Source organism: Denitrobaculum tricleocarpae (genome assembly GCF_007004665.1).
GTDB classification, from domain to species: domain Bacteria; phylum Pseudomonadota; class Alphaproteobacteria; order Kiloniellales; family Kiloniellaceae; genus Denitrobaculum; species Denitrobaculum tricleocarpae.
Genome location: NZ_ML660053.1, coordinates 680,057 through 704,570, shown reverse-complemented (window position 1 = coordinate 704,570; position 24,514 = coordinate 680,057). Strand labels below are relative to the sequence as shown.

The 24,514-nt window shown below is 59.6% G+C and carries 26 protein-coding genes; 16 read left to right on the top strand and 10 right to left on the bottom strand.

Annotation, left to right across the window (positions count from 1 at the left end):
- Positions 1-970: 970 nt before the first annotated feature.
- Positions 971-1,606: a LysE family translocator gene (locus FKG95_RS08115; protein WP_142895807.1), complete on the top strand. Its 636-nt coding sequence runs from the start codon at positions 971-973 to the stop codon at positions 1,604-1,606.
- A gap of 199 nt (positions 1,607-1,805) precedes the next feature.
- Here FKG95_RS08115 and FKG95_RS08110 read toward each other — a convergent pair whose 3' ends face one another.
- The 4 genes from FKG95_RS08110 to FKG95_RS08095 all read right to left on the bottom strand — a co-directional run bounded on the left by FKG95_RS08110 (position 1,806) and on the right by FKG95_RS08095 (position 3,849).
- Entirely contained in the window at positions 1,806-2,066 is a 261-nt protein-coding gene (locus FKG95_RS08110; RefSeq protein ID WP_142895806.1) for a hypothetical protein, read from the bottom strand.
- 148 nt (positions 2,067-2,214) lie between these two features.
- Positions 2,215-2,964 carry an SDR family NAD(P)-dependent oxidoreductase gene (locus tag FKG95_RS08105; RefSeq protein WP_142895805.1) on the bottom strand — a complete coding sequence of 250 codons (750 nt, stop codon included), beginning with the start codon at positions 2,962-2,964 and terminating at the stop codon, positions 2,215-2,217.
- 230 nt (positions 2,965-3,194) lie between these two features.
- Complete coding sequence (locus FKG95_RS08100) at positions 3,195-3,530, bottom strand: hypothetical protein (RefSeq protein ID WP_142895804.1); 336 nt, start codon at positions 3,528-3,530, stop codon at positions 3,195-3,197.
- A 10-nt stretch (positions 3,531-3,540) separates the two neighbouring features.
- Entirely contained in the window at positions 3,541-3,849 is a 309-nt protein-coding gene (locus FKG95_RS08095) for a hypothetical protein (protein WP_142895803.1), read from the bottom strand.
- Positions 3,850-4,472: 623 nt separating this feature from the next.
- On the opposite strand from FKG95_RS08095, the gene FKG95_RS08090 reads away from it, so the two are divergent.
- Both FKG95_RS08090 and FKG95_RS08085 read left to right on the top strand, forming a co-directional pair.
- On the top strand, positions 4,473-6,026 hold the full coding sequence (locus FKG95_RS08090; RefSeq protein ID WP_142895802.1) for a M81 family metallopeptidase: 1,554 nt from the start codon (positions 4,473-4,475) through the stop codon (positions 6,024-6,026).
- Positions 6,014-6,268: a ribbon-helix-helix domain-containing protein gene (locus tag FKG95_RS08085; protein WP_142895801.1), complete on the top strand. Its 255-nt coding sequence runs from the start codon at positions 6,014-6,016 to the stop codon at positions 6,266-6,268. The genes FKG95_RS08090 and FKG95_RS08085 overlap by 13 nt, the downstream gene beginning before the upstream one ends.
- Positions 6,269-6,559: 291 nt before the next feature.
- On the opposite strand, the gene FKG95_RS08080 is transcribed toward FKG95_RS08085, so the two are convergent.
- The 4 genes from FKG95_RS08080 to FKG95_RS08065 form a co-directional block, all read right to left on the bottom strand.
- Positions 6,560-7,606 (bottom strand): TRAP transporter substrate-binding protein, encoded by a 1,047-nt coding sequence (locus tag FKG95_RS08080; RefSeq protein WP_142895800.1) that lies wholly within the window; start codon positions 7,604-7,606, stop codon positions 6,560-6,562.
- Positions 7,607-7,728: 122 nt separating this feature from the next.
- Positions 7,729-9,054 (bottom strand): TRAP transporter large permease, encoded by a 1,326-nt coding sequence (locus FKG95_RS08075; RefSeq protein WP_142895799.1) that lies wholly within the window; start codon positions 9,052-9,054, stop codon positions 7,729-7,731.
- Positions 9,054-9,560 carry a TRAP transporter small permease subunit gene (locus tag FKG95_RS08070; protein WP_142895798.1) on the bottom strand — a complete coding sequence of 169 codons (507 nt, stop codon included), beginning with the start codon at positions 9,558-9,560 and terminating at the stop codon, positions 9,054-9,056. Before FKG95_RS08070 ends, FKG95_RS08075 begins: the two co-directional genes overlap by 1 nt.
- Positions 9,548-10,426 (bottom strand): N-formylglutamate amidohydrolase, encoded by an 879-nt coding sequence (locus FKG95_RS08065; protein ID WP_218940110.1) that lies wholly within the window; start codon positions 10,424-10,426, stop codon positions 9,548-9,550. The genes FKG95_RS08070 and FKG95_RS08065 overlap by 13 nt, the downstream gene beginning before the upstream one ends.
- 133 nt (positions 10,427-10,559) lie before the next feature.
- On the opposite strand from FKG95_RS08065, the gene FKG95_RS08060 reads away from it, so the two are divergent.
- The 3 genes from FKG95_RS08060 (at position 10,560) to FKG95_RS08050 (ending at position 12,294) form a co-directional block, all read left to right on the top strand.
- Positions 10,560-11,432, top strand: coding sequence for a MurR/RpiR family transcriptional regulator (locus tag FKG95_RS08060; RefSeq protein ID WP_142895796.1), 873 nt, complete (start codon positions 10,560-10,562; stop codon positions 11,430-11,432).
- A 188-nt stretch (positions 11,433-11,620) separates the two neighbouring features.
- Positions 11,621-11,989 (top strand): hypothetical protein, encoded by a 369-nt coding sequence (locus FKG95_RS08055; RefSeq protein ID WP_179953980.1) that lies wholly within the window; start codon positions 11,621-11,623, stop codon positions 11,987-11,989.
- A gap of 77 nt (positions 11,990-12,066) precedes the next feature.
- Positions 12,067-12,294 (top strand): hypothetical protein, encoded by a 228-nt coding sequence (locus tag FKG95_RS08050; RefSeq protein ID WP_218940109.1) that lies wholly within the window; start codon positions 12,067-12,069, stop codon positions 12,292-12,294.
- Positions 12,295-12,492: 198 nt separating this feature from the next.
- On the opposite strand, the gene FKG95_RS08045 is transcribed toward FKG95_RS08050, so the two are convergent.
- On the bottom strand, positions 12,493-13,212 hold the full coding sequence (locus FKG95_RS08045) for a TetR/AcrR family transcriptional regulator (RefSeq protein WP_246116719.1): 720 nt from the start codon (positions 13,210-13,212) through the stop codon (positions 12,493-12,495).
- A 244-nt stretch (positions 13,213-13,456) separates the two neighbouring features.
- Here FKG95_RS08045 and FKG95_RS08040 point away from each other — a divergent pair, with 244 nt between their 5' ends.
- The 3 genes from FKG95_RS08040 (at position 13,457) to FKG95_RS08030 (ending at position 16,361) form a co-directional block, all read left to right on the top strand.
- Positions 13,457-13,897, top strand: a complete 441-nt coding sequence (locus FKG95_RS08040; protein WP_142895794.1) for an ABA4-like family protein — start codon at positions 13,457-13,459, stop codon at positions 13,895-13,897.
- A gap of 79 nt (positions 13,898-13,976) precedes the next feature.
- Positions 13,977-14,882, top strand: a complete 906-nt coding sequence (locus tag FKG95_RS08035) for a hypothetical protein (RefSeq protein ID WP_142895793.1) — start codon at positions 13,977-13,979, stop codon at positions 14,880-14,882.
- 309 nt (positions 14,883-15,191) lie between these two features.
- Entirely contained in the window at positions 15,192-16,361 is a 1,170-nt protein-coding gene (locus FKG95_RS08030; protein ID WP_179953979.1) for an HNH endonuclease, read from the top strand.
- Positions 16,362-16,457: 96 nt separating this feature from the next.
- Here FKG95_RS08030 and FKG95_RS08025 read toward each other — a convergent pair whose 3' ends face one another.
- Positions 16,458-17,315 carry a TIR domain-containing protein gene (locus tag FKG95_RS08025; RefSeq protein WP_142895791.1) on the bottom strand — a complete coding sequence of 286 codons (858 nt, stop codon included), beginning with the start codon at positions 17,313-17,315 and terminating at the stop codon, positions 16,458-16,460.
- A gap of 316 nt (positions 17,316-17,631) precedes the next feature.
- On the opposite strand from FKG95_RS08025, the gene FKG95_RS08020 reads away from it, so the two are divergent.
- The 7 genes from FKG95_RS08020 to FKG95_RS07990 all read left to right on the top strand — a co-directional run bounded on the left by FKG95_RS08020 (position 17,632) and on the right by FKG95_RS07990 (position 24,488).
- On the top strand, positions 17,632-18,594 hold the full coding sequence (locus tag FKG95_RS08020) for a sugar-binding transcriptional regulator (RefSeq protein ID WP_142895790.1): 963 nt from the start codon (positions 17,632-17,634) through the stop codon (positions 18,592-18,594).
- A 30-nt stretch (positions 18,595-18,624) separates the two neighbouring features.
- The gene (locus FKG95_RS08015) at positions 18,625-19,017 is read left to right on the top strand and encodes a VOC family protein (protein WP_142895789.1); all 393 of its coding nucleotides are present in this window, start codon (positions 18,625-18,627) and stop codon (positions 19,015-19,017) included.
- A 199-nt stretch (positions 19,018-19,216) separates the two neighbouring features.
- On the top strand, positions 19,217-20,533 hold the full coding sequence (locus FKG95_RS08010) for an ABC transporter substrate-binding protein (RefSeq protein WP_142895788.1): 1,317 nt from the start codon (positions 19,217-19,219) through the stop codon (positions 20,531-20,533).
- A gap of 341 nt (positions 20,534-20,874) precedes the next feature.
- Positions 20,875-21,747: a carbohydrate ABC transporter permease gene (locus tag FKG95_RS08005; RefSeq protein WP_142895787.1), complete on the top strand. Its 873-nt coding sequence runs from the start codon at positions 20,875-20,877 to the stop codon at positions 21,745-21,747.
- A gap of 107 nt (positions 21,748-21,854) precedes the next feature.
- On the top strand, positions 21,855-22,685 hold the full coding sequence (locus tag FKG95_RS08000) for a carbohydrate ABC transporter permease (protein WP_142895786.1): 831 nt from the start codon (positions 21,855-21,857) through the stop codon (positions 22,683-22,685).
- A gap of 19 nt (positions 22,686-22,704) precedes the next feature.
- Positions 22,705-23,706, top strand: coding sequence for an ABC transporter ATP-binding protein (locus FKG95_RS07995; protein WP_142895785.1), 1,002 nt, complete (start codon positions 22,705-22,707; stop codon positions 23,704-23,706).
- Positions 23,703-24,488: an L-iditol 2-dehydrogenase gene (locus FKG95_RS07990; RefSeq protein ID WP_142895784.1), complete on the top strand. Its 786-nt coding sequence runs from the start codon at positions 23,703-23,705 to the stop codon at positions 24,486-24,488. Before FKG95_RS07995 ends, FKG95_RS07990 begins: the two co-directional genes overlap by 4 nt.
- The last annotated feature ends 26 nt before the right edge of the window (positions 24,489-24,514 follow it).

Genomic DNA, 24,514 nt, shown 5'->3' with positions numbered 1-24,514 from the left:
ATATTTAAAAGAGAGAAAAACATCGAACGTCACCGTTTAGGTGACAGGGCCCAATGTGGCTGTTTCTAAAGATCGGCAGGGAAATGAAGTCAAAGGACTCAGTGTTATACGTGGCGTTAATTGTGCTTGTTGCCGTTATGCTTTGGGTGCATTTGTCACCTTTTTAAATCTCCAGCTTGTAAAAGTATGCGAGCACACAGCAAACACAGAGCTTTTCTTCCGGTGACGTTCGGCACCTAGACCTCTAAGCTGAGGTACGCTCTTCTGCCTGCTTCTATCAATCGTCGCTTTCTACGCGGGTGCCGGCAACACGATCCTGTCGCGCTTCGCAGGCACCTGCACCCAGGGCGATGCCGATCGTCTTTATGGCGTTGTTATCTCTGCCGCGCTCTTTTTCGCGGCGCTAGCAGCCATGAGGGCGAGCAAGAGAGAACGTATAATCGTCCTCTTCATCATACCTCTTCTCCCAGTCCTCGTCTGGCAAGCCTGGTTTTCGTCCCGGCTGAGCTTCGAAATTCTCGCATGGGGATATTCAGCTTGTGACGTGCTCCAGGAGATATCCCTTGCCTATCCCATGAGCGGTTCAGAGGTCTTCTTCGCTGCCGCCTGGCCTCTAATGTCATTCGCGGTGCTGCTGGGACTGGTGGCCATGTCGGTCAGTCCTTCTGCGTCCGGCAAAATAAGACCATAACCCATCACCGAAACCGCGCTGCTGATCAGTTATTCTCAATTAGAGTCAGGCCAAATTTTGCCGGTCGGGCCAGGAAGGGTTGCACACAGACTTGGATCTGAGCGAACCCCAACGTGCTTAAGCTTGATTGGCCGAATATCTGCTGTCGCCCATCTGTTCGGGATCGTGTTGGATCTGCTATTGTCACGGCTGGTCACCGCTGGCCAACCCCATCCAATGGCGGGCGCGAGTGAGTCCGTTTTGCGGTTCGCAGCAACTGTAGTCTTAGGAGCGTGAAGAATGGAATTTGAAACCTGGCTCGCCTTCACCGCAGCATCGGTCGCGTTTCTGATTTTCCCGATTGGGCCAACCATACTTCTCGTCATCACACTCGGCCTGTCGAACGGTCCACGAATTGCGCCGATTGCCGCGTCCGGTGTCGCCTTGGGAGATATGGCAGCGATGACAGTGTCGCTTGCCGGTCTGGGTGCCTTGATGATGGCCTCGGCAGAGGTTTTCACAGTGTTCAAATGGGTCGGCGCGGCTTACCTTATCTGGCTGGGTCTCCGCACCTTCCGGTCTGCGCGAGATGTAAGCTTGCGCCAGAAGCAGACTGCATCTCGCATCGACACATTGCGCGCGTTTCGTCAGTGCTTTGGCGTGACGGCCCTGAACCCAAAACCCATTGCCTTCTTCATCGCGTTTGTACCGCAATTCATCAGCACCGCCGCGCCACTCCTGCCGCAATTTGCGGCAGCCATCGCGACCTTCACCTGTCTGGCCTGGTTGAATGCGTTTTTCTATGCCTGCTTGGCCGGCCGGATGGGAGGTGTAATCCGCAGCCGCGCCATCGTCGCATGGTTCAAACGGGTCAGCGGTACCATTCTGATGGGGATGGGACTGGCGACTCTGACTTTGCGGCGGTCTTCGATCTGACCGACCCGGCCGGAATGCCATGGAAGAAGTCGATTGATGCTCTTGGCTTAAAAGAGCGATGGGTGTGGGGGTCAGATTGAGTTGCCCCGGTCTCACCCACAACGGCTGTGGCGGACGAAGCGACTCTGATGAATGACCTAAACCCTATAGGTTTTAGGATCCAAAACGGCCATTGCCTGCCCACAAACACAGTGGTCCGTCAGATATTTTGGTCATCGAACTGCTTTCCCAGTTTTTCTTTTTGGTCTGCCGTTAAAGACTCGAACCTGGCCTTTACATCCAAGGGAACAAAGCCCTTGCCGGCTTGCCATCTGTACCGTCTTGGCAGCCGCCGTTTGAACGTGCCGGTCAGAAACATAATCGCGAACAGGATGAAAACAGGAATGAAATAGATGAGCTCCAGTTCAGAGAGAACCGCAACTGCATCTGCAACCGGATCGAAGCCAATGTCTTTTTCCATATCTAATGGATAAGGAGAGTTATTTAATATTGCGTGAATTGCTAAACCGGCACCGCAGACGATAAGGTCCGATCACGGTCGGCAGCCGGTCTCCCCCGAGGCTCGGTTCAAATCTGATGCTGTCGGCGGCGGATCGCGTTCAACTCGACTACCGGCCCTCCAGCCATTCCGCGTGATGGCCGCTATCGCGGATGTCCCATTCCGTGGCGGTAAAGCGGGGGGTCTCGACCTCGAGCAACAGCCAGGCCGCGAAGGCGGCGACTCTCTCCGCCGTCGAGAATTCACCTTGATCGATATAGCTTTGAAATGCCGACCTGGCCGGAAACTCGGCTTCCGGCGTCGCCAGAAAACCGCGCACCATTTCCGTATCGACAAGACCTGGCTTGAAGGCTCCGACAGCTGTATCGCGATCTGCCCATTCAGCCTGGAATCCGCGGCGAAGGGTTTCGGAGGCCGATTGAGCGATAGAGTACGCGGCGGCGCCTACTCGTAAATGCCTCCCTGAGTCCGATCCGATAAACAGAACACGGCCACCGCCCAGATACGGAGCGCATTGCGTGGACAGGGCCCAGCGCGCCGTCACGTTCGTTTCGAACGAAGACTGCCAGTCCGAGGCTGACAGGCTGTCGAGCCGGCCGAGCTGGAAATAGCCCGCACCGTGAAAGACCGCACGCGGCGCCGGGAGTTTGGACAAGGCATCGACCAGCGCCGCCCGGTCATCCTCCTTTGTCACGTCCGCCGGACAGGAGGTGATGAGCGGTGATTGACTTGCGACGGCCTCCAACGCCGCCTGCCGCCGCCCTGACACGATCACGCGGCAGTTGCGTCCGGCAAGGGCGGTTGCAAGTGCGGCACCGATCCCGGAACCACCGCCTGTAATGAGGATAGACTGAATCATTGGAACAACTGGTCTTGTTGGGCGAAGTTTGGACGTAACCTACAGACAGGACGCGCATAAACCAAGACCAGCCCCGGGTTAAGTCATGTCAGGCGCGAGGGGTCACCAAAAAAACGGGCCGGAAGATAACCGCTCTCGATCAAGCCGAAGCAAAGCTAAAACTCCCCGTTAGAACCGGGCCGGACGCCGGCCCGAGGCTCAAACCCAGAACACCCGGCGATACACTGATGTTACCGGCTGCCTGCCGGCTCGATGATGCGCCGCGGACGGGGATCGATTTCTTCGAGGACACGTTCCGCGCTGACGTCCACGCGCTGGCGCATGCCGGGTTTCGGCACTGCATCCGGCCCGGCCGTCAGAACTTTGACCGTCCGGCCTGGGAATTGCTTTCGCGCAAGCTCCGCGACCAGGTCACGCTCAGCTTCCAACGCGCCGCGGTCATTGCTGTGGCGCTTTCCGTCCACCACCTCGTCTGAAACCTGGTGAACGTGAAGGACGTCGCCGGTTTCGCTGTCGTAGGCCACGACCACGTCAGTGGTTTGAAACTCGATGCTCTTAATGTCCATAACGCACTCCTCAATTCCAATAAGTGATTTCATGACTTGCACGGACCCAGCAGCCACTGGCGCGCGTCATAAAGACGATCTGGGTCACGTTGTCGCGTGAAATGCTCGGAACAGGCGGATCGAACTCCTCGAATTGACCATCAGAGACAATCTGAAAAACCCCGGCTTCTACCCAACCGTTGCCTGCGCTGCGCAGGGTGATGCCGGATGTGATCGTCACAGACCTGTTGTTCGGATTTACCTGATGTGTGAACGTAGCATTCTCCGCGCCAAGCCAGCCGACCCACTGAGCCCAAACCGATCCAAACTTTGTCGCCATTCCAAAAATCCTTCCGTTCAAAATATTTAAGTACACAATCCCCCTTAGTCGTCGGCGGGCCCCGAAGGGTTCAAAGGAAATTGCCAAATTGAGTCATAGCGGCAGAACGCGTTGCTCAGGCTTGCAAAGCTCGGCGGGAGATGGCCGCGATAAACTCGTCGGGGTCTAAACCTGCGAGTCAGGTCTAATGGGATGGCCGTGGATAGGCACAGATGACCCTGGATACGGAACGTGTTCTATCTGCCATCGCGCCGTTAACACACCGGTTTACGACGAAGACTTAGGCCAATGTGTCACCACTAGCGCGGATTTGAGTAACACTTGCCGCGAGATACACCGAATTTGGCAATGCGGACGAAGCAGCCTTTGGCGCCTAGTGTCCCGATTCTGAAGTTCGTATCATTTGTTTCGAGTTCGTTCGAACTTCAGAATCGATCAGGATACTAGCTAACCTATTGAGCTAGTGTGGTCTGCAGATTTGAAGTTCCTATGAGGTGCCTGCTGAAAAAATGATAGGAACTTCAAATCCACCACACTAGGGTTTGAAGGGCCGCATAAGCTCTTGACCCTCTACATCTGCTCATGTTTCCTCACTTTGCGCACCACTTCCAAAGGGCTCACGCATGACACGTCCGAAAATCGCCCTTCTTGGTGCAATTCTCGAGTCAAATCGCTTTGCACCCCCGGCCGAGTTGGTCGACTTCACGTCGCTGACCTGGCTCGCCGGCGATGCTTTGCTGTCCGAGGCCCGCGCCACGACCCCGAAGCTTGCGACAGAATTCGCTGCCTTTGTCCGCGCGATGGATGCCACGGGAGACTGGATGCCTGTGCCGTGCATGTTAGCAGCCAGCCATCCGGCAGGTCCGGTGCGCAAGGCCGTTATCGAAGAGGTGATCGCGACGTCGGAAGATATGCTGCGTGCGGCTGGTCCGGTTGATGCGGTCTACATTTGCAATCACGGTGCGATGGTGGCCGAACACGACCATGACCCCGACGGTTTGTTGATGTCACGCATACGCGGCGTTGTCGGGCCGGATGTCCCGATCGCCGCAACGCTTGATCTGCACGCGAACATCTCTCAACGTATGGTCGAGGCTTGTGACCTGATCGTCGGCTACAGAACGAATCCTCATGTGGATCAAATTGAACGCGGAGAGGAAACCGCCTTTTCGCTTCGACGGATATTAGCGTCAGGCGTTCGACCCAAGATCGCGCATGTCAGACTGCCTCTCGTACCGGCATCGGTCACACTCTTAAGCGCAGAACATCCTTATGGCACCTTGATCGACCTCGGCCAACGAAGACAGGCCGAGTATCGGGGTGAGGTCCTCAACGTGTCTGTCTTTGGCAATTTCCTTTTCTCGGACACACCCGATAATGGCCTGAGCATTGTTGTCACAGCGCGTGAAGACGAGCACGCCGCCAAGGCTCTGGCGGTTGAGTTGGCCGACAAGGCCTGGTCCCTGCGCAAGGATTTTGTTCGGCAACTGACCTCCGTCGAGGAAGCCGTGGCGATTTCTTCGGGTCAGGCTCCGGGCCAAGAATCGGGCCAAGACCGGCCGCCCGTGATTTTCTCTGATGCAGGCGACAATCCCGGCGGCGGCGGAAGTGGTCGGACGACAGAGCTATTGGCGGCACTTCACGCGGCTGGCGTCTCAAACTGTCTTTTCGGGTCTTTCTGCGACCCAGAGCTTGCGAGCGAAGCGCAGCGCGTCGGTGTCGGCAACCGCTTCAAGGCGCGCTTTAACCGCACCTGCGATACGACGCTTTCCTGGGGGAAATGGGATCTGCCCTTCGAGGCCGACGCAGAGGTCCTGGCGCTACATGACGGGGATGTGGTCGGCGAACGGGGCATGACGGCAGGGCGACGGCTAGCTCTCGGACCGTCCGCCGCGCTTCGCATCGGCGGTATCACCGTCGTCGTCATTACCGATCGCACGCAGACCGCTGACCCGGTGTTCTTCCACATGTTCGGACTGGACATCGCGTCTGCACGGACAGTCGTCGTCAAATCCCGAGGTCACTTCCGGGCCGGCTTTTCCAACTGGTTCCCTCCGAGCGAGGTCTTCGAAGTTGACACGGGCGGCCTGACGTCGCCGGTCCATGAACGCTGGCCGCTCACGCATCTGCCGCGCCCGAACTATCCGATGGACGAAGACACCGCATGGACGGCGTGAAAACTTTCTTTGCGGCACTTGCCAAAGCCCCGTTTGGCGGTCCCGATAATTCCGGCATGGGTCGCAAGGGCGGAAGAGAGGCTATCCGCGACCTGATCCGGCGGGATCAGGCCCGGCAACTGGACGTTGCCGCGATCCGGGCTGAATCGATCAGGGGTGAAGAAAGCGGCGAACCGCGTGCTTTCGACGCCAATGAATTCAAAGACAAAATGACCGACAGGCATGACCGAAAGGCCCGCTGAGTTCCGGCTTTCGCCGGAGGCGGAAGGCGACCTGGAACAGATCTGACTTCGCACATTTGAGGTCCGAGGGTTTGAGCAAGCCAATCGCTATCCCGACGAACTCGTAGAGGCCTTTGCTCGGCTCGCACAGAATCCACGCCAACCGGCTATGGGATTGCCGTAATCCGTATTCTGCACGGACGCATGAATCCGTCGAACTATTTTTGAGAGCCTTAGCCCCCTTTCCCCCCACAAAAAAAGAGGCGCCCCGCTCCCACGGGACGCCCCCCTCACTCCGAACTTGCGCCTTGATCACCCGTAACGGTACGGACGTCCGGCTTTCTCCATGGTCGCGTTGTAGTCCTTGAAGATCTGGACCACCTTGGCCTTGGTCTCGGATTCCGCGGCGATCTCGTCCCAGAACTTGACCGCGGCGGCCTCGACCTGCGCCCACTCCTCATCGGGGATGGAGGTCAGTTCCATCTTGGTGCCTTTGGTGCGCAGATGGGCTTCGCCGCCCCAGTACCACCACTGACGGTAATAGTGCGAGCTGTCCATGGTCAGCTTGAGCAGCTCTTTCAGGTGATCGGGCAGCTCGTTGTAGCGGTCCATGTTGGCGAAGAAGGACCCCGCCCAGGCGCCGGAGATGTTGTTGGTCAGGAAGTAGTTGGTCACGTCGGCCCAACCCACCGTGTAGTCCTCGGTGATGCCCGACCAGGCGATGCCGTCCAGCTCGCCGGTCTGGACCGCGACCTCGATGTCTTCCCAGGGCAGGGTCACGGGGATGACGCCGAACTGGGTCAGGAAGCGGCCCGCCGTCGGGAAGGTGAAGACGCGCTTGCCCTTCATGTCTTCCAGGCTGCGGATCGGATCCTTGGTGGCGAAGTGACAGGGATCCCAGGCGCCCGCCGAGAGCCATTTGACGCCGACCTTGGAGTATTCGGAATCCCAGATCTCACCCAGGCCGTACTGGTTGAAGAGCACCGGCACGTCCAGCGAATAACGCGAGGCGAAGGGGAAGTAGCCGCCGAAGACCGTGACCTCCGTCGGCGAAGCCATGGAATCGTCGTCAGACTGCACCGCGTCGATGGTGCCCTTCTGCATGGCACGGAAAAGCTCACCGGTCGGCACCAGCTGATCGGCGAAGAAGAGCTCGATCTCCATCTCGTCGCCGGCGACCTTGTTGAAGGAATCAATCGCGGGTTTGATCACGTGCTCCGCCAGCGCCGGTCCGGCATAGGTCTGCATGCGCCATTTGATCTTGGACTGCGCGTGCACGGCGGGCGCGGCCAGCGCGGAGGCCCCGGCGGCGACACCGGCCATGCCGGCGCCTTTCAGAAACTTACGTCTGTCGGTCATATCCTGTTCTCCCTTGTTATCGGACCGGCCTCGATCAGGCCGATCCCCCTGTCAAAAAAGTTACCTCACTTTACCAACTCCGGACGTTACTTCCCCAAAAACAAAACCCGTCCGGTTCTTCACTATTTTCCGTAGACATAGTCCGGCAGCCACAGGGCAATCTCCGGAAACGCCATCACCAGCGCCAGGGCCAGGATCATCACCAGGACGAAGGGCACGATGGAGCTGTAGATGTCTTTCAGGCCGATCTCCGGCGGCGCCATGGCGCGCATCAGAAAGAGGTTATAGCCGAAGGGCGGCGTCATATAGGCGACCTGCGTGGTGATGGTGTAGAGAATGCCGTACCAGATCAGATCGAAGCCCAGCGCTCCCACCAAGGGCACATAAAGGGGCGCGACGATCACCAGCATCGCCGTGTCGTCCAGGAAGGTCCCCATCAGCAGAAACGAGAGCTGCATCAGGATCAGGATCATCCAGGGGTTCAGGCCCAGCTGTTCGGTGAAGAGGTTCTCGATGGCTTTCACCGCGCCCAGACCGTCAAAGACCGCGCCGAAACCGAGGGCAGCCAGGATGATCCACATGAACATGCAGGAGATCGCGAGAGTCTGGCGCACCGAGGTCTCGAAGACCTGCCTGGTCATGCGCCCCTTCAGCACGGCGGCGCCGAAGGCGGTCATGGCGCCGATCGCGGAGCTCTCGACCAGGGAGGTCCAGCCGTTGACGAAGGGCACCATCATGGCCGCAAAGATCACCAGCGGCAGCATACCCGCGCGCAGAAGGCGCAGCTTCTCCGCCAGGGAGACCTTGCGCTCGTCTTCCGGCAGCGCGGGACCCAATTCAGGCTGCAACCGGCAGCGGATCACCACGTAGAGCACGAACATGGCCGCCATCATCAGGCCGGGCAGAACCCCCGCCAGCCAGAGCTGTCCCACCGGCTGGCGCGCGATCATGGCATAGAGCACCAGCACCACGGAAGGCGGCACCAGGATGCCCAGCGAGGAGCCCGCCTGCACCACGCCCGTGACCATGCGCTTGTCGTAGCCGCGCCGGAGCAGTTCCGGCAGCGCGATCGTCGCGCCGATCGCCATGCCCGCGACCGAGAGGCCGTTCATGGCCGAGACCAGCACCATCAGCAGGATGGTGCCGATGGCGAGGCCGCCGCGCACCGGTCCGAACCAGACATGGAACATCTTGTAAAGGTCGTCGGCGATCTTGGATTCCGACAGAACGTAGCCCATGAAGATGAACATCGGCAGGGTCAGCAGCGGATACCACTTCATCAGCTTCATGGCCGCCGAGAAGGCGATGTCGCTGCCGCCGGTATCGCCCCACAGCAGCAGGCCCGCCACCACGCCCACGAAGCCGATGGCGCCGAAGACCCGCTGCCCGGTCATCAGCATGATCATCATGGTCGAGAACATCAGGATCGCGATCAGCTCGTAGGACATCAGATGGAAACCCCACGGATACGCGCCACGTCCTTGAAGAACTCGGACAGAGCCTGAAGGATCATCAGGAAAATACTCAGGCACATGGTGACCTTGATCGGCCAGAGCAGCGGCCGCCACGCCGTGCTGCTGCGCTCGTTATACTGCAGCGAATAGGAGGTGCTCTCCCAGCCGCCGTAGAGCAGAACGCCCAGATAGAAGATCAGCAGAAAGACCGTGAAGGCGTCGAACCAGGCCTTCTTGCGGTCCGACCAGTCGCCGTAGAAAAGATCCATCCGCACGTTGGAACCGAGCTGCAGCGCATAGGGTCCGCCGAGCATGAAGTAGGCGACCATGGCGAACTGCGCCATCTCCAGGGTCCAGAGCGAGGGAAAGAAGAAGGTCTTGGAGATCGAGGACCAGAGCAGGATCGCGACCATCACGAAGATCATGTACATGACCAGCCGCCCGAGCCGCCGGTTCACCGCATCGACGACGCGCACGTAGTGCCGGATCACTGCGGGCATGACGTCACCTTCCCTGTCCCCATAGATCCATCACGCGATGAGCCTCCGCCCGATGAGCCTCCGCCCATAAGCACCCCACCCAAGAGATCCCCGCTCAAGGGCACGCCCACCTTTTCACAGGCCGCCGCGATCCAGCCAGCCAGCAGATCCGAGACGATCTTCTGATCTTGCTCGGCGGCCAGCAGGTCGTTGCGGATCTCGATCATAACGTTGAGCAGACCGTGATGCAGCCCGTGCTCGATCAGGGTATGGGTCACGCCGTCGGCGGGGCCGTAGGGCTCGTTGCGCCGCACGTCCAGGCTGGTGAAGTCCTCGGCGGTCTCCAGCATGGCGTCGGCCAGACGGCTGTCGCTGTCGTGCAGAATGCCGATGTGCAGATCCCGCTGTCCGCCGAAGTAAACCGGCGTGAAGCTGTGGACCGTTACCATCACCTTCAAGTGCCCGCCGCCCGAGATCACGCGGCTGAGCCCATCCTTGAAGGGCAGATAGATGTTCTCGACCCGCTCGGATTTCTGGGCTTCGGTCAGGTCTCTATTGCCGGGAATGTCGAAGACTTCGCTCTTTTCCGGCATGGCGCCGGGCGCATCGGGCGGACGGTTGCAGTCGTAGACCAGCCGCGAGACCCGGGCCGCCACCAGGGCCGCGTCCAGTTGGCTCGCCACGGCCCGCGCGACGATATCCGCGCCGGGGTCCCAGGCCACATGGCTGGTCAGCTCATCCGCGCTCAAACCCAGATCGCCGTAGCGCGCGGGGATGACGTTGGAAGCATGCTCGCAGACCAGCAGAACCGGGCTCGCGCCGCCGGCATTGAATACCTCCGGTGCGATGGGCCCCGCCTCTTCCGGCTTTGCGCCACCTTCAAGCAATCGATCATTCCCCACAGTCATTCTGTATAGATAATTACAGACCTGCCAAGTCAGTCAACTCCTTTTCAGAAAGTCTTTCGGCCCGCCGCCGCCGCCTGTTAGACTGTGCGAAACATAAGAGGATGGGAGCCCTATGCCGGAACCGGTCGAGACCATTGGGGAGCGCCTGCAAAGCTCGTTCGACGCCCTGACCCGGGCCGAGCGGCAGCTGGCCAATGCGATCCTGGAGAACTATCCCGTCTCCGGCCTGGGCAGCATCACCACGCTGGCGGCCAACGCCAAGGTCTCGACCCCCACCGTGGTCCGCATGGTGCGCAAGCTGGGATTTCCCGGCTTTCCGCAGTTTCAGGCGGCGCTCAGGCGCGAGCTGGAAGCCAAGATCACCAACCCCATCGCCAAGCACGACACCTGGGCCGAGAACGCCCCGGACGGGCACATCCTGAACCGCTTCACCGAGGCGGTCATCGACAACATCCACCAGACCCTGGCGCAGATCGACCCGGCGAGCTTCGACGCCGCCTGCGCCCTGCTCGCCGACCCCAAGCGCACGGTCTTCGTGGCCGGCGGCCGGATCACCCGGGCCCTGGCCGACTACTTCTACATGCACCTGCAGATGATCCGCCGGGGCGTCACCAGCATCGAATCCCGCTCCAACTCCTGGCCCCATTCGCTATTGGATATGCAGGCTGGCGACGTCCTGGTGATCTTCGACAACCGGCGCTACGAGAACTCCACCATCAAGCTCGCCGAGCTGGCCCGCGAACAGGGCGTGAAGATCATCCTCTTCACCGACCAGTGGCGCAGCCCGGTCAGCCGCTGCGCCGATCTTTGCTTTTCCAGCCGCATCGTCGTCCCTTCCGCCTGGGATTCCTCGGTCGTGATCATGCTGCTGCTGGAAACCATGATCGCCGAAGTCCAGAAGCAAACCTGGGACGGCACCCGCGAACGCATCGAAGCCCTGGAAGAGGTCTTCGACCGGACCCGGTTTTTCCGGAAGTTTAATTAGGGTCTGTTGAACGGCTTGCTGTTCAACAGACCCAAAAAAAGCAATTTGCGTTCGCTCTAAAAACACACCTTCTCAAAACCTGCGCCAAAAGCTCAGAGGGCGAAATCAGCAGTTTGCTGATTGAGAGGCAGCGGGTTTTGAGTCCACTTAAACGCAAATTGCGCAAAGGGGCGAATTAGGATCTGTCAATGACGATACCCCCTTTATCCGAAGCTGAACTGAATGCGATGATCACAGCGGCCGAGGCCCAGATTACCTCCAAGGAGCAGAGGCTCTGGGAACTGATCAAGATCCCACCGACACGCTGGTCGGGCGGAGATTACGGGCGAGAGACCGGCGGCTTCTGGGCGGTCGGCGTTTTCGGCGATCAGGTGCTCTGGTACAACGAGATCGAAGAGGGTTTCAATCTCTCGCGCTTCACACTCTACGGAAAGATCGATGAACTCTGGTGCAATGAGGACGATTTGAATTGGGTAATCGCGCATTTGATGCGGTTTGTGGAGGAAGGGAAACCCGAGACGCCGCTTAACAGAGGCAGGGCGCGAGGTATCACCTGACCCCTTCCCCAAATGCACAACGAATATGGATTGTTACCTTGCTCAATAAATCTCTTTTCGCCTGTCGGGTATGTGGCTTGGAACAGCCTGAGCCACCATGGGGCCTGGACGGAAAAACAGCCACGTTTGATATCTGCGCCTGCTGTGGCGCAGAATTCGGATATGAAGACTCTCTTTATTCAGCAGTCGTGAGTTACAGAGAGGAGTGGAAACGAAAGGGCATGAATTGGTGGTCGGAAAAAGACAAACCAGAAGACTGGGATGTCAAAGCCCAACTCTCAAATATTCCTGCCGAGTACCTGTAGCGGGAAGCATGTCCTTGTTTATCTGTGCTTTGCTACAGCTCGGCACGCAGTTTAAGACCCGACTTCTCCTTCATGTTCGCCCCAGAAAAAGCCCAGGGACGACACATGCACAGGATCGATGACCTGGACCATGTCGCCGACCGGACCCGGTTTTTCTGGAAACTCAGCAAGGATCAGTCAGGTTCAAGATGCCGCGTCCTAAGACGCCGCGCGCAGGATCATGTCCGAAAGCACCTGCTCGCGCTTTTTCCGCGTCAGGTTCTGCAGGTACTTGATGCGCCCGCCCTCCAGCAGATCGGCCAGCCCGTGCACCATGGCCCAGGTGGCCATGGCCGAGGCCATCACTGCCTCGTCGTCGCAGGGATGGATCTTCCGGAAGCGCCCGACATCCTCCAGCAGCTTCTCGAAGGCCGCGCGCGCTGTCTCTTCCAGTTCGCCGTCACAGAAGTCCGGTCGCTTGGATGAGAACATCAGGCGGAAGAGCGCCGGGTTGGCTATGGCGAAATCGACGTAGCCCAGGCCCACCGCCGCGAGCTGCGCGGCCCCGTCCTTGCCCCCCTTTTGCGCCGCCCTTTTCTGCCGGGTCCGCTGCGCGGCAATGAATCGTCGGTAGCCGGTCGCCGCCAGCGCCGTGAAGAGGCCGTTCACGTCGCCGAAGTGATGCGCCGGCGCCGCATGGCTGACCCCGGCCCGCTTGGCCACACCGCGCAGGGAGAAAGCCTCGATCCCCTTTTCCGCCAGCTCGGCCTCCGCCGCCTCCAGCAGGGCGGCCCGCAGATCGCCGTGATGGTAGCGGCTTTTGGCCGTCTTTTTGAGAGCCGTCTTTTTGAGGGCCGTCTTTTTGAGGGCCATCTTTTTCCCAGCCGCCGTTTTAGGCGCAGCCGCGAGGGACTCGGCGGAGGCTTTGCTTTTCACCATGCGCCCTGACTACGCCAGAGACCCGTACTTGTCAAAAGCAAACTTGACAGTGACAAGATTCTGATCCAAAAGCATCTAGACAGCGTAAAGATCAAATGAAAGTCCAGCCGGCTGTGAAGCGCGGCAGGCGCCCAAAGGTGAAGCCTGCGCCGACGTGAACGTTACCCGGATGTGAACTGTACCCAAACGTGAACTGCACCCAGGCGCAACCCGCGCCAAACCATAACCCGGAGGGAGACCCGGCATGACCCTGGAAGAGATCTTCAGCCTCGCCGGCGCCACGGCCATGCTGGGCTGGCTGGTGCTGTTGGCAAGCCCGCTCTGGCCGGTCTGGACCCAGCGGATTTCCGGCCTGATCCTGCCCCTGATCCTCTCGGTCGGTTACAGCGCGCTGATCCTGGTTTACTGGGCCGACAGCGAGGGCGGTTACGGCAGCCTGGCGGAGGTCATGCAGCTTTTCACCCGGCCCGAGCTGGTCTTGGCGGGCTGGATCCACTACCTCGCCTTCGATCTTTTTATCGGCGCCTGGGAGTGCCGCACCGCGCGCGCCGAGGGGATCCGCTTCTGGCTCGTGATCCCCTGCCTTGCCCTGACCTTTTTGTTCGGCCCGGTCGGCCTGCTGCTCTTCCTGGCCCTGCGCGCGGTCAGGCGCGTCCAGGCGGCGGGCGCCGCCGTGCCTACTTGAGCGCGGCCAGCGCCGTGCCGAGCCGAGGGCGGCAAACGCCGCCGCGTGGAGACACCACCCCCGGAGAAGATGAGCGAGAGTGAGAGACATGACCCGCAGCCTCCCAACCGCGTCCCTTTCGCCATCCCCGAACAGCCTTGCGCCGCTCACCCTGCCGCCTGCACTCTTGTCTCCGGCCCTGGTGCGGCTCCTCGCACCTTTCCGCGCCGAGCCGGTCTTCGCGGCCGCCGGTGTCTTCATGCTGCTGCTGATGCTCCCCACCCTCGCCGCCCTGGCGATCGAGCCGCGCACGCTGCTGGGGCAGAACCTCTGGGTCAAGCCCCTCAAGTTCGAGGTGTCCCTGGCGGTCTATTTTCTGACCCTGGCCTTCTACGCCCGCTGGCTGCGCCCCGGCCTGACACAGAAACTCTGGTACCGCATCTTCGCGGCGGCGGTGGTCTTCGCCTGCCTCGCCGAGATGCTCTGGATCGGCGGCGCGGCGGCCTTCGGCACCGCCTCCCACTACAACACCACCGAGCCCTTCATGACGCGCCTCTACCCTGTCATGGGCCTGCTCGCGACCCTGATCACCTCGGCCAGCGCCCTCTACGGCTTTTTGATATGGCGGAGTAAGTCGCCGGACCTCGCCCCGGCCGTGCGACTGTCACTCGCAATTGGCCTGCTCCTAACCCTCCCCCTCACCCTGATCGTCGCCTACACCCTGGCCGGCAACGGCGGTCACTTCGTCGGCACCCCCGGCCCGAACGCCGCCACCCTCCCCCTCCTCGGCTGGTCCCGCGAGGCCGGCGACCTCCGCGTTCCCCACTTCTTCGCCCTCCACGCGATGCATTTCATCCCGGCGGCCGGATTTGTGGTAGGGAAAGTGGTGGCGGAGTGGAAGGCGACCAGCTTCGTGCTGGCCTTTTCAGTGCTCTATGTCGGTTTGGTGGCTTACAGCTTTGTCGAAGCTTTGAACGGACGGCCCTTCCTGGCCTTTATCGGATAGCCGAAGCCTCACCCCTTCAGCCTGGGACTCCTCGGTCGTGATCCTGCTGCTGATTGCCGAGGCTCAGAAACAAACCTGGGACGACACCTGCGCGCGCATCGAAGCCCTGGAAGAGGTCTTCGACCGGACGCGTTTTTTCCGGAAGTTTAATTAGGCTGAATCGAAACTTAAAAACTAAACATAAGGTGCGATTCTTCAGATTGCTTCAGTGCCCAATCGCCTAATACTCGTTATAGTAATCATCTTGAAATGGCACGGCCTGAACAAAACGGTGTAGGGCTACGAGGTAACTTAGAATACGAAACAAAAATGGCAGAGCAAAAATTTAATTATTTTGAACGACGTGCTTTATGGGAAGCGCACGATAAGCGATGCGCCTATTGCCGCGATCCGATCTCGTTCGCAGAAATGGAAGTCGACCATGTATTGCCGGAGTCACTTCTTAACGACGAAGCGGAGTGGGCTCACGTTCGAGAAGAACAGGGTTTACTTCGCGATTTCTCGCTAAGGGGTTACGAGAATTTGCAACCAAGTTGTCGGGCTTGCAACAGTCGAAAAAGAGCTGAAGTCTTTCCAGCGGGCAGAACAGCTATAGAGTTGGGTGTAACTCGCAAGAAGAAAATTATAGTAGAAGAGTTAGTTCAGCGTTTCAGAAAGGCTGACGAAACCGACAAGTTACGTTTTGCTATTGCGGGCGCGCTTGGGTCGGGCACTATATCTGAAGAAGAAGTGTCTGAAACAATGGCGAAAGCTCGGGAGAGTTCAGGAGTATTTCGGCTAAGTTCGGTCTTCAAACTTTTTGGCGATGCCCCCCTCCGAGACATTTCAAAATCAGATTATAAGCACTATCTAAACACAAAGATATCTCTCCCACCCGAGATGGAAAACGGGCTGAGGCTTATCTCCCAAGGAGGTAAAGAAGTGTACGTTACCACACTCCAGGAATTTCAAGAAGCTGTAGATAATAGCTTCTACGCTTATTCCAACTTTGAAATGAGTGTTGAATTCCAGAGCTTCAAACGCCCTCTTGCATTGCTTCAAACAATAAAAGCCGCAAAGGTGCCCGAGAAGAGTTTCATTGACAATCCAAGGATAGGCTTATCAGATATTTCCTTACTACCAGCCACTCTTTTGTTTTTGACTGAAGATATGACGAACGATCCCGCCTTTGCAGGTCAGAGGGAGGAACTTAAAGGAAGATCCATACAGGATTTAGTCTCATCTGGTGATGCAAGAGTTACGAGGGTTGGCGCCAATTCCATTGGGATTGATTACGACGGTGGCCGCACATTCATGTTTGAACTGATGCGTGCTGACGTTACAGGAGACGGAATTCAAGACATGGTGATCCATTGGGGCGCGGGAGTGCATGGAGGGACATATGGCACAGCCTCTGTGCTGGTACTGACCCGCCTAACTGAAAACGAGATGTTTAGCGTTACGAGGGCCAAAGGAGCGTCGGCTCACCTGCAAGGGTGAACAAGCGGCAGCTTTGCGACCGCAACACTTTCGCACACAATTTACTAGCCCGGCTTGACAGTCGCGTAACACTGATTGAGCTCTGATAGAAACTATCTACCGCCTCACATAGTTTAAATCGATTTCTAGGCCTACGCTTTTCATTTCGCTTGCAACAATAAAACGCCAAGCGCCAGCATCATCCATTTTGACGTAAAGTACGCCTGCATAGTCCGATGGCACTTCTACATCACCCTTGGACAGAATACACACTCTCTGACGACCGAGCGTAGCAGTAAAGTAACCTAATTCCAACAGCACGTTTTGCCGGGCACGTGGCCTCGCGTCGTCTGGTTTACCTGCTGGATATCCCATATCATCTGGCGTAAAAAGAATAATTGCGTATTCCACATCGGAGTTAGATGTAAATTTTTCAACAATTGTCTGCCCTTTATTGGGTTGCTCGTGAAGAATTATTGGCGTCAACTTCAAGTCAGAAAGATATCGAGCAACTGTTTCCTTCGCGCCATCATCGTGACCGTGCACAACAAACACTCGTTTTGAACCCACCGCCGTTGGCTCAGCTTTCTGACTTACATCCGACGATAAGTGATTCGCATCTAACAAACGTTCTTCAAAAAGCTCCTTCAGCGTTGTCAATTTTGCAAGCGCCCCGGCAATACTTTCTTTATACGCATTACGAATTTTCGTCACTGAGTAGTCACGCCCTCCCAATAACAATGGTAGAGCTTCAAAAGAACTTACATAATAATCATTATATTCGACGGTGCCGTGACCAAATATTTCTTGAAGCGTGCTATTGACTTTCCTTTTAAGCGCGTCGACGGTTGGGTCATACAGTTCTTCAATTAAATTGACGTCAAACGCCTTAAGATCATTGATTCTTCGCTCAAGTTTTGGAAGCGCCTCTCTCGTTTCTTGAACACTAAGCCGCGCTTGTTTGGGTGTTGACATGCCTGATCCAGCCACAACTATCTACTTTTCCATTTTAACAAGGCTACGTCACAATGAGTGATATTGACTTGCTTATGATTTTATCTGAACTAGCTCAAAAGACACACTCAAATCTCGTCGCAGCAATACAACTAGATCAAAACTCGGACCAATATGGCTATTGTACTGTAAGTCGAAACACTACCTACATCGATCAGGATCGAAAATTGTCACCCCACCAAATTTGCCATCCCCCCTTCCCTGTCGTAAGTGAATAGACGGCAGCCCGACACTCCGCCGCCAACCACTACACATAAACCACCTCGGTCCAACAGCTATGCAACGCCGCAAAGACTCCAACGGAAACCGTCTCGACGATGCGGCGCGGGCGGGCTGGCTTTATTACGTGGCCAAGAACACCCAGGACGAGATTGCCGAGACCATGGGGATTTCGCGGCAGTCGGCGCAGCGGCTGGTGTCGCTGGCGGTCAGCGAGGGGCTGATCAAGGTGCGGGTGGATCATCCCATCGCGCGCTGTCTGGAGCTGGGGCGGGATCTGAAGGCGCGCTTCGGGCTGAAGTCCGCCGAGGTGGTGCCGAGCGATCCGGGCTCTGCCTCCACCACCGTGGGGCTGGCCGAGGCGGGCGCGGCGGCGATCGAGAAGGCGCTGAAATCCAGCGATCCCATCGTCATGGCCCTGGGCACCGGGCGGACCCTGAAGGCCGCCGTGGATCAGCTGCCGCAGATGGATTGCCCGCAGCACAGGATCGTCTCCCTGACCGGGAACATCGCGCCGGACGGCTCGGCGGCCTATTACAACGTGATCTTCAGCATGGCGGACGCAGTCAAGAACGCCCGGCACTATCCCATGCCCCTGCCGGTCTATGTCTCCTCGCCCGAGGAACGCGAACTGCTGCACCAGCAAGAACTGATCCACTCGACCCTGGAGCTGGCCGCCCAGGCCGACATCACCTTCGTCGGCATCGGCGAGATGGGCGCCCACGCCCCCCTGCGCGAGGACGGCTTCATCGGCGATCCGGAGATGGAGAAACTCATGAAGGCCGGCGCGGCCGGGGAGATCACCGGCTGGGTCTTCGATGCCGAGGGGAAGCTCATCTCCGGCGCCACCAACGCCCGGGTTGCCAGCGCGCCCCTGCCCTCCTGCGAGAGCGGTCTTGTCACCGCCCTGGCCATGGGCGAACGCAAGCTGCCTGCGATCGCCGCCGCCGTGCGCGGCGGACTGATCAACGGCCTGATCACCGACGAAGAGACGGCGGAAAAACTGCTTTCGGACGCTTGAGCACTCAAGAGGAAACGCCAGGAGCCCAATATGAGCCTCAAGGACATCCGCAACGCCGATTACATCGTCCTGCTTTGCAGCAAGATGATCGAAACGCGGGCTTTCTATGAAGAGGTGATGGGCTTTGCCGTGGAGACCGACAGGGAGACCTGGGTGAGTTTCCGGGTCGGCGCGACCCTGCTGACGTTGCGGCCGCGCGGCGCCAACCCGGTCTGGGACGACGGTCCTGCGGCGCCCGGTGCGGCCTCGGTGCAACTGGCATTCCGCGTGCCGCCGCCCGCCGTCGATGCCTGCCACGCCGAGCTGCTGGCCAAGGGCGTTGCGATCCTACGCGAACCCACCGACCTGCCGGACTGGCGGCACCGCACGCTCTTCTTCCGCGATCCCGAAGGCAATGTGATCGAGATCTACGCGGAGTACTGAGTCCTCTCAACTCTTCTCCCCCTCTCCGGCCCACACTCCCAATAATCCCAGCGATGGTCGCTACCGCTCGCCTATTTCTTGTGCAGCGCAGCAACGATTCAATCTTGACTCGTTAAGCATATTCGTGAGTAATTGCCCAATACATAGGCAAATGCTCAAAACCTAAGAGCCACCCCAAGACCTGTGCGGGAGGAAAAACATGACATTCAAATCCTTGATGCTCGGCGCCTGCTCTGTGCTCGCCATCGCTGGTGTCGCCGGTTCAGCCAGCGCCGAGACCCTGACCATCGCCACCGTGAACAACGGCGATATGATCCGCATGCAAAAGCTGACGGACGACTTCACCGCCAAGAATCCCGGCATCGAGGTGGAGTGGGTCACCCTGGAAGAAAACGTTCTGCGCCAGAAGGTCACGACCGACATCGCCACCAAGGGCGGCCAGTACGACGTCATGACCATCGGCACCTACGAGGTTCCGATCTGGGGTTCCAAGGGATGGCTGGTCTCGCTCAACGACCTGCCCGCGTCCTATGATGTGGACGACATCCTGCCGCCGATCCGCGGCGGCCTGACCGTGGACGGCGAGCTCTACGCCGCGCCTTTCTATGGCGAGTCCTCCATGGTGATGTACCGCACCGACCTGATGGAAAAAGCCGGCCTCGAAATGCCCGATGCACCAACCTGGACCTTCGTGCGCGATGCCGCCAAGGCCATGACCGACAAGGACGCGGGTGTCTACGGCATCTGCCTGCGCGGCAAGGCCGGCTGGGGCGAGAACATGGCCTTCCTGACCGCCACCGCCAACTCCTTCGGCGCCAAGTGGTTCGACATGGACTGGAAGCCGCAGTTCGACAGCGCGGAGTGGAAAGAGGCCCTGACCTTCTACATCGAGATGATGAAGGAATCCGGACCTCCGGGCGCCTCCTCCAACGGCTTCAACGAAAACCTCTCGCTCACCCAGACCGGCAAGTGCGGCATGTGGATCGACGCCACCGTCGCCGCCTCCTTCGTGACCAATCCGAAGGACTCCACCGTCGCCGACAAGATGGGCTTCGCCCTGGCGCCTGATACGGGCCTGGGCAAGCGCGGCAACTGGCTCTGGGCCTGGTCCCTGGCGATCCCGGCGGGCACCCAGAAAGAGGCCGCCGCCAAGAAGTTCGTCGAGTGGGCGACCTCCAAGGAATACCTGGCCCTGGTCGCCGAGAAGGAAGGCTGGGCCAACGTGCCGCCGGGCACCCGCACCTCGCTCTACGAGAACCCGGAGTACGCCAAGATACCCTTCGCCAAGATGACTCTGGACAGCATCAACTCCGCCGACCCGACCAACCCGACGGTGGATGAGGTGCCTTACGTCGGCGTGCAGTTCGTCGCCATTCCGGAGTTCCAAGGCATCGCGACCGCCGTGGGCCAGCAGTTCTCAGCGGCGCTCGCCGGGACCACCTCCATCGAGGACGCCCTGGCCAACGCCCAGAAGCTGGCCACCCGGGAGATGACGCGCGCCGGTTACATCAAGTAGGGCCGGTTCATGACCGTAGCGCCGGTGCAACAAAGCGGCGTTATCATCAGCGTTCGCTCCACGGTGGGGCGGTGACGGGACAAGGGCCCCTGTCAATTGTCGTCCCGCCACCCGGATACCCCCGCCGTGGAGACTTTTTCCGGATCAAAAGACGCGCGAACCGCGGCGCCCGAGAGCACGCAGTGGAATGAGAGCGTCTGAGGGATCAGCCGCTGCCGCAGTCTCTTGAACCCGGCTCTTGAACCCGGCTCTTGAACCCGGTTCTTGAAGCCGTCTCCTGAACCGGTTCAGCCTCTTGTTATTCATTGAGGGCTCTCGTTATTCATTGAGGGAGTTTCATCGTGGCCACCGCCCATTCCCGCACCGCCGCACGCCTGATGATCTCGCCGGCCGTTCTGCTGCTGCTGGCCTGGATGATCGTGCCGCTGTCGATGACGATCTACTTCTCGTTTTTGAGCTACAATCTGCTCTCGCCGGGGACCGAACGCTTCATCGGCTTTCTGAACTACGAATACTTCCTGACCGACCCGGCCTTCTTCGCGGCCCTGGGCAACACCCTGCTGCTGGTCGGCGGCGTGCTGGTCATCACCGTCATCGGCGGCGTCCTGCTGGCCCTGCTGCTGGACCAGCCCATGTGGGGCCAGGGCATCGTGCGCATCCTGGTGATCGCGCCCTTCTTCGTCATGCCCACGGTCTCGGCCCTGGTCTGGAAGAACATGTTCATGAACCCGGTCAGCGGGCTTTTCGCTTACGGCGCGGCGGCGGTCGGGGCCGAACCCTTCGACTTCCTGGCCCACGCGCCCCTGCTCTCGATCATCTGCATCGTCGCCTGGCAGTGGCTGCCCTTCGCGACCCTGATCCTGTTGACGGCATTGCAGTCGCTCGACTCGGAACAGCTCGAGGCCGCCGAGATGGACGGTGCGAGCAAACTCAGCCGTTTCTTTTACATCGTCGTCCCGCACCTCTCGCGCGCGGCCACGGTGGTGATCCTGATCCAGACCATCTTCCTGCTGTCGGTCTTCGCCGAGATCCTGGTGACCACCAACGGCGGGCCGGGCACCGCCTCCACCAACATCACCTTCCTGGTCTATGCCCAGTCGCTGCTGCAGTTCGACGTGGGCGGCGGCTCCGCGGGCGGCATCGTCGCCGTCATCCTGGCCAACATCGTCGCGATCTTCCTGCTGCGGATGATCGGCAAGAACCTGGAGGCTTAGAGCATGTTCAAATCATCCGGGATCGATTTGATGGTCTTTGAAGGCGGGATTCTCTCCGGCCAAATTCTCCCCAGCCAGGTGCTGCCGGATAATGGGAGGACGCTCTAATGGCCCGTGCCGTCACCACCCGCCGCAAGGCCGTCATCACCGCCTGTGCCTGGGCCGTGGGCCTGACGATCTTCTTTCCGATCCTCTGGACCCTGCTGACCAGCTTCAAGACCGAGGCCGAGGCCATCGCCGATCCGCCTTCCCTCTTCTTCTTCCAGTGGACGACGGAGAACTACGGCGAGGTTCTGCAGCGCTCGAACTATTTCCGCCACTTCGCGAACTCGGTGATCATCTCGGTCGGCTCTACTCTGCTGGGCCTGCTGATCGCGATCCCGACCGCCTGGTCCATGGCCTTCGTTCCGGCCAAGCGCAACAAAGACATTCTCATGTGGATGCTCTCCACCAAGATGCTGCCGCCGGTCGGCGTCCTGATCCCGATCTATCTGATCTTCCGGGACTTCGGGCTGCTGGATACCCGGACCGGGCTGGTGATCGTCATGACCCTGATCAACCTGCCGATCATCATCTGGATGCTCTTCACCTACTTCAAGGAGATCCCGGGCGAGATCCTGGAGGCCGCGCGCATGGACGGCGCGACACTCTGGGCCGAGATCCTCTATGTCCTGACGCCCATGGCCGTGCCGGGCATCGCCTCGACGCTCTTGCTCAACATCATCCTGGCCTGGAACGAAGCCTTCTGGACCCTGAACCTGACCGCCTCCAAGGCGGCGCCCCTGACCGCCTTCATCGCCAGCTATTCCAGCCCCGAAGGCCTCTTCTACGCGAAGCTCTCCGCCGCCTCCGCCATGGCCATCGCACCGATCCTGATCATGGGCTGGTTCAGCCAGAAACAGCTGGTGCGCGGCCTGACCTTTGGCGCCGTAAAGTAAAGAACGGAGCAGAAAAACAATGGGAAGCATCACCCTGAAGAACGTCACCAAAAGCTTCGGCCCGGTCGACGTCATCCGCCCGATCAACCTGGAAATCGAGGACGGCGAATTCGTGGTCTTCGTCGGCCCCTCGGGCTGCGGCAAGTCGACCCTGCTGCGCCTGATCGCCGGGCTGGAGGACGTGACCAGCGGCGCGATCGAGATCGACGGGCGCGACGCCACCGCCATTCCGCCAGCTAAACGTGGCCTGGCCATGGTCTTTCAGTCCTACGCCCTCTATCCCCATATGTCCGTGCGCAAGAACATCGCCTTCCCCCTGAAGATGGCCGGGATCGATCCGGCGGAGCGGGAAAAGAAAGTCCTGGCGGCGGCGGAGACGCTGAACCTCACAGACTACCTGGACCGCCGTCCGGGGCAGCTCTCCGGCGGCCAGCGCCAGCGCGTCGCCATCGGGCGCTCCATCGTGCGCGAGCCCGCCGCCTTTCTTTTCGACGAGCCGCTCTCCAACCTGGACGCGGCCCTGCGCGGCAACATGCGCCTGGAAATCTCCGAGCTGCATCAGACCCTGAAAACCACCATGGTCTACGTGACCCATGACCAGGTCGAGGCCATGACCATGGCCGACAAGATCGTCGTGCTTCAGGCCGGGCGGATCGAGCAGGTCGGCTCGCCCATGGAGCTCTACCGCAATCCGGCCAACCGCTTTGTCGCAGGCTTTATCGGCTCGCCCACCATGAACTTCATCGACGGGGCCGAGGCCGGAAAATTCGACGCCGCCTCCATCGGTGTGCGGCCCGAGCATATGACCGTCTCGCGTGACGGCGGCGATTGGAAAGGCAAGGTCGGGGTGGCCGAGCATCTGGGTTCCGACACCTTCCTGCACGTGCATCTGGAAAACATCGGCCAGGTGACCGCCCGCGCTGAAGGCGAGATCGATCTGCACTATGGCGAAGAGGTCTTCCTGACCCCCGACGCCGCCAAAATCCACCGCTTCACGGCAGAAGGCAGTGTCCTGGGGTGAGACGTCTTGAAGGAAAATCCGCCCTGATCACCGGGGCCGCCCGCGGCATCGGCCGAAGCTTCGCCGAGGCCTATGTGCGCGAGGGCGCGGTGGTCGCCATCGCCGACATCGACCTGGCGCGCGCCAGCGAGACCGCGGGGGAAATTGGCGCACAGGCCTATGCGGTCGAGATGGACGTCACGAATCAGGCCTCGATCGATGCCGCCATCGGGACAGTGGAGGAACAGCGGGGCGGGCTCGACATCCTAGTCAACAACGCCGCCCTCTTCGATGCCGCGCCGATCACCGAGATCACCCGCGAGAGCTATGACCGGCTCTTTTCCATCAACGTCGGCGGCCTGCTCTTTACGATGCAGGCGGCGGCGCGCTCCATGATCGCGCTCGGACGGCCCGGCGGCGGACGCGGCAAGATCATCAACATGGCCAGCCAGGCCGGGCGGCGCGGCGAAGCCCTGGTCGGGGTCTACTGCGCCACCAAGGCCGCCGTGATCAGCCTGACTCAATCGGCCGGACTGAACCTGGTCGGCCAGGGCATCAACGTGAACGCCATCGCGCCGGGCGTGGTCGAGGGCGAGCATTGGGACGGCGTCGACGCCCTCTTCGCCAAACTGGAAAACCGGCCCCTCGGCGAGAAGAAAAAAGAGGTCGGTGAAGCCGTGCCCTTCGGGCGCATGGGCACCGCCGAAGACCTCACCGGCATGGCCATTTTTCTGGCCGGCAGTGAAAGCGATTACATCGTCGCCCAGACCTACAACGTCGATGGCGGCAACTGGATGAGCTGAAGCTCGTATTTAGTTAAGGAAACGAA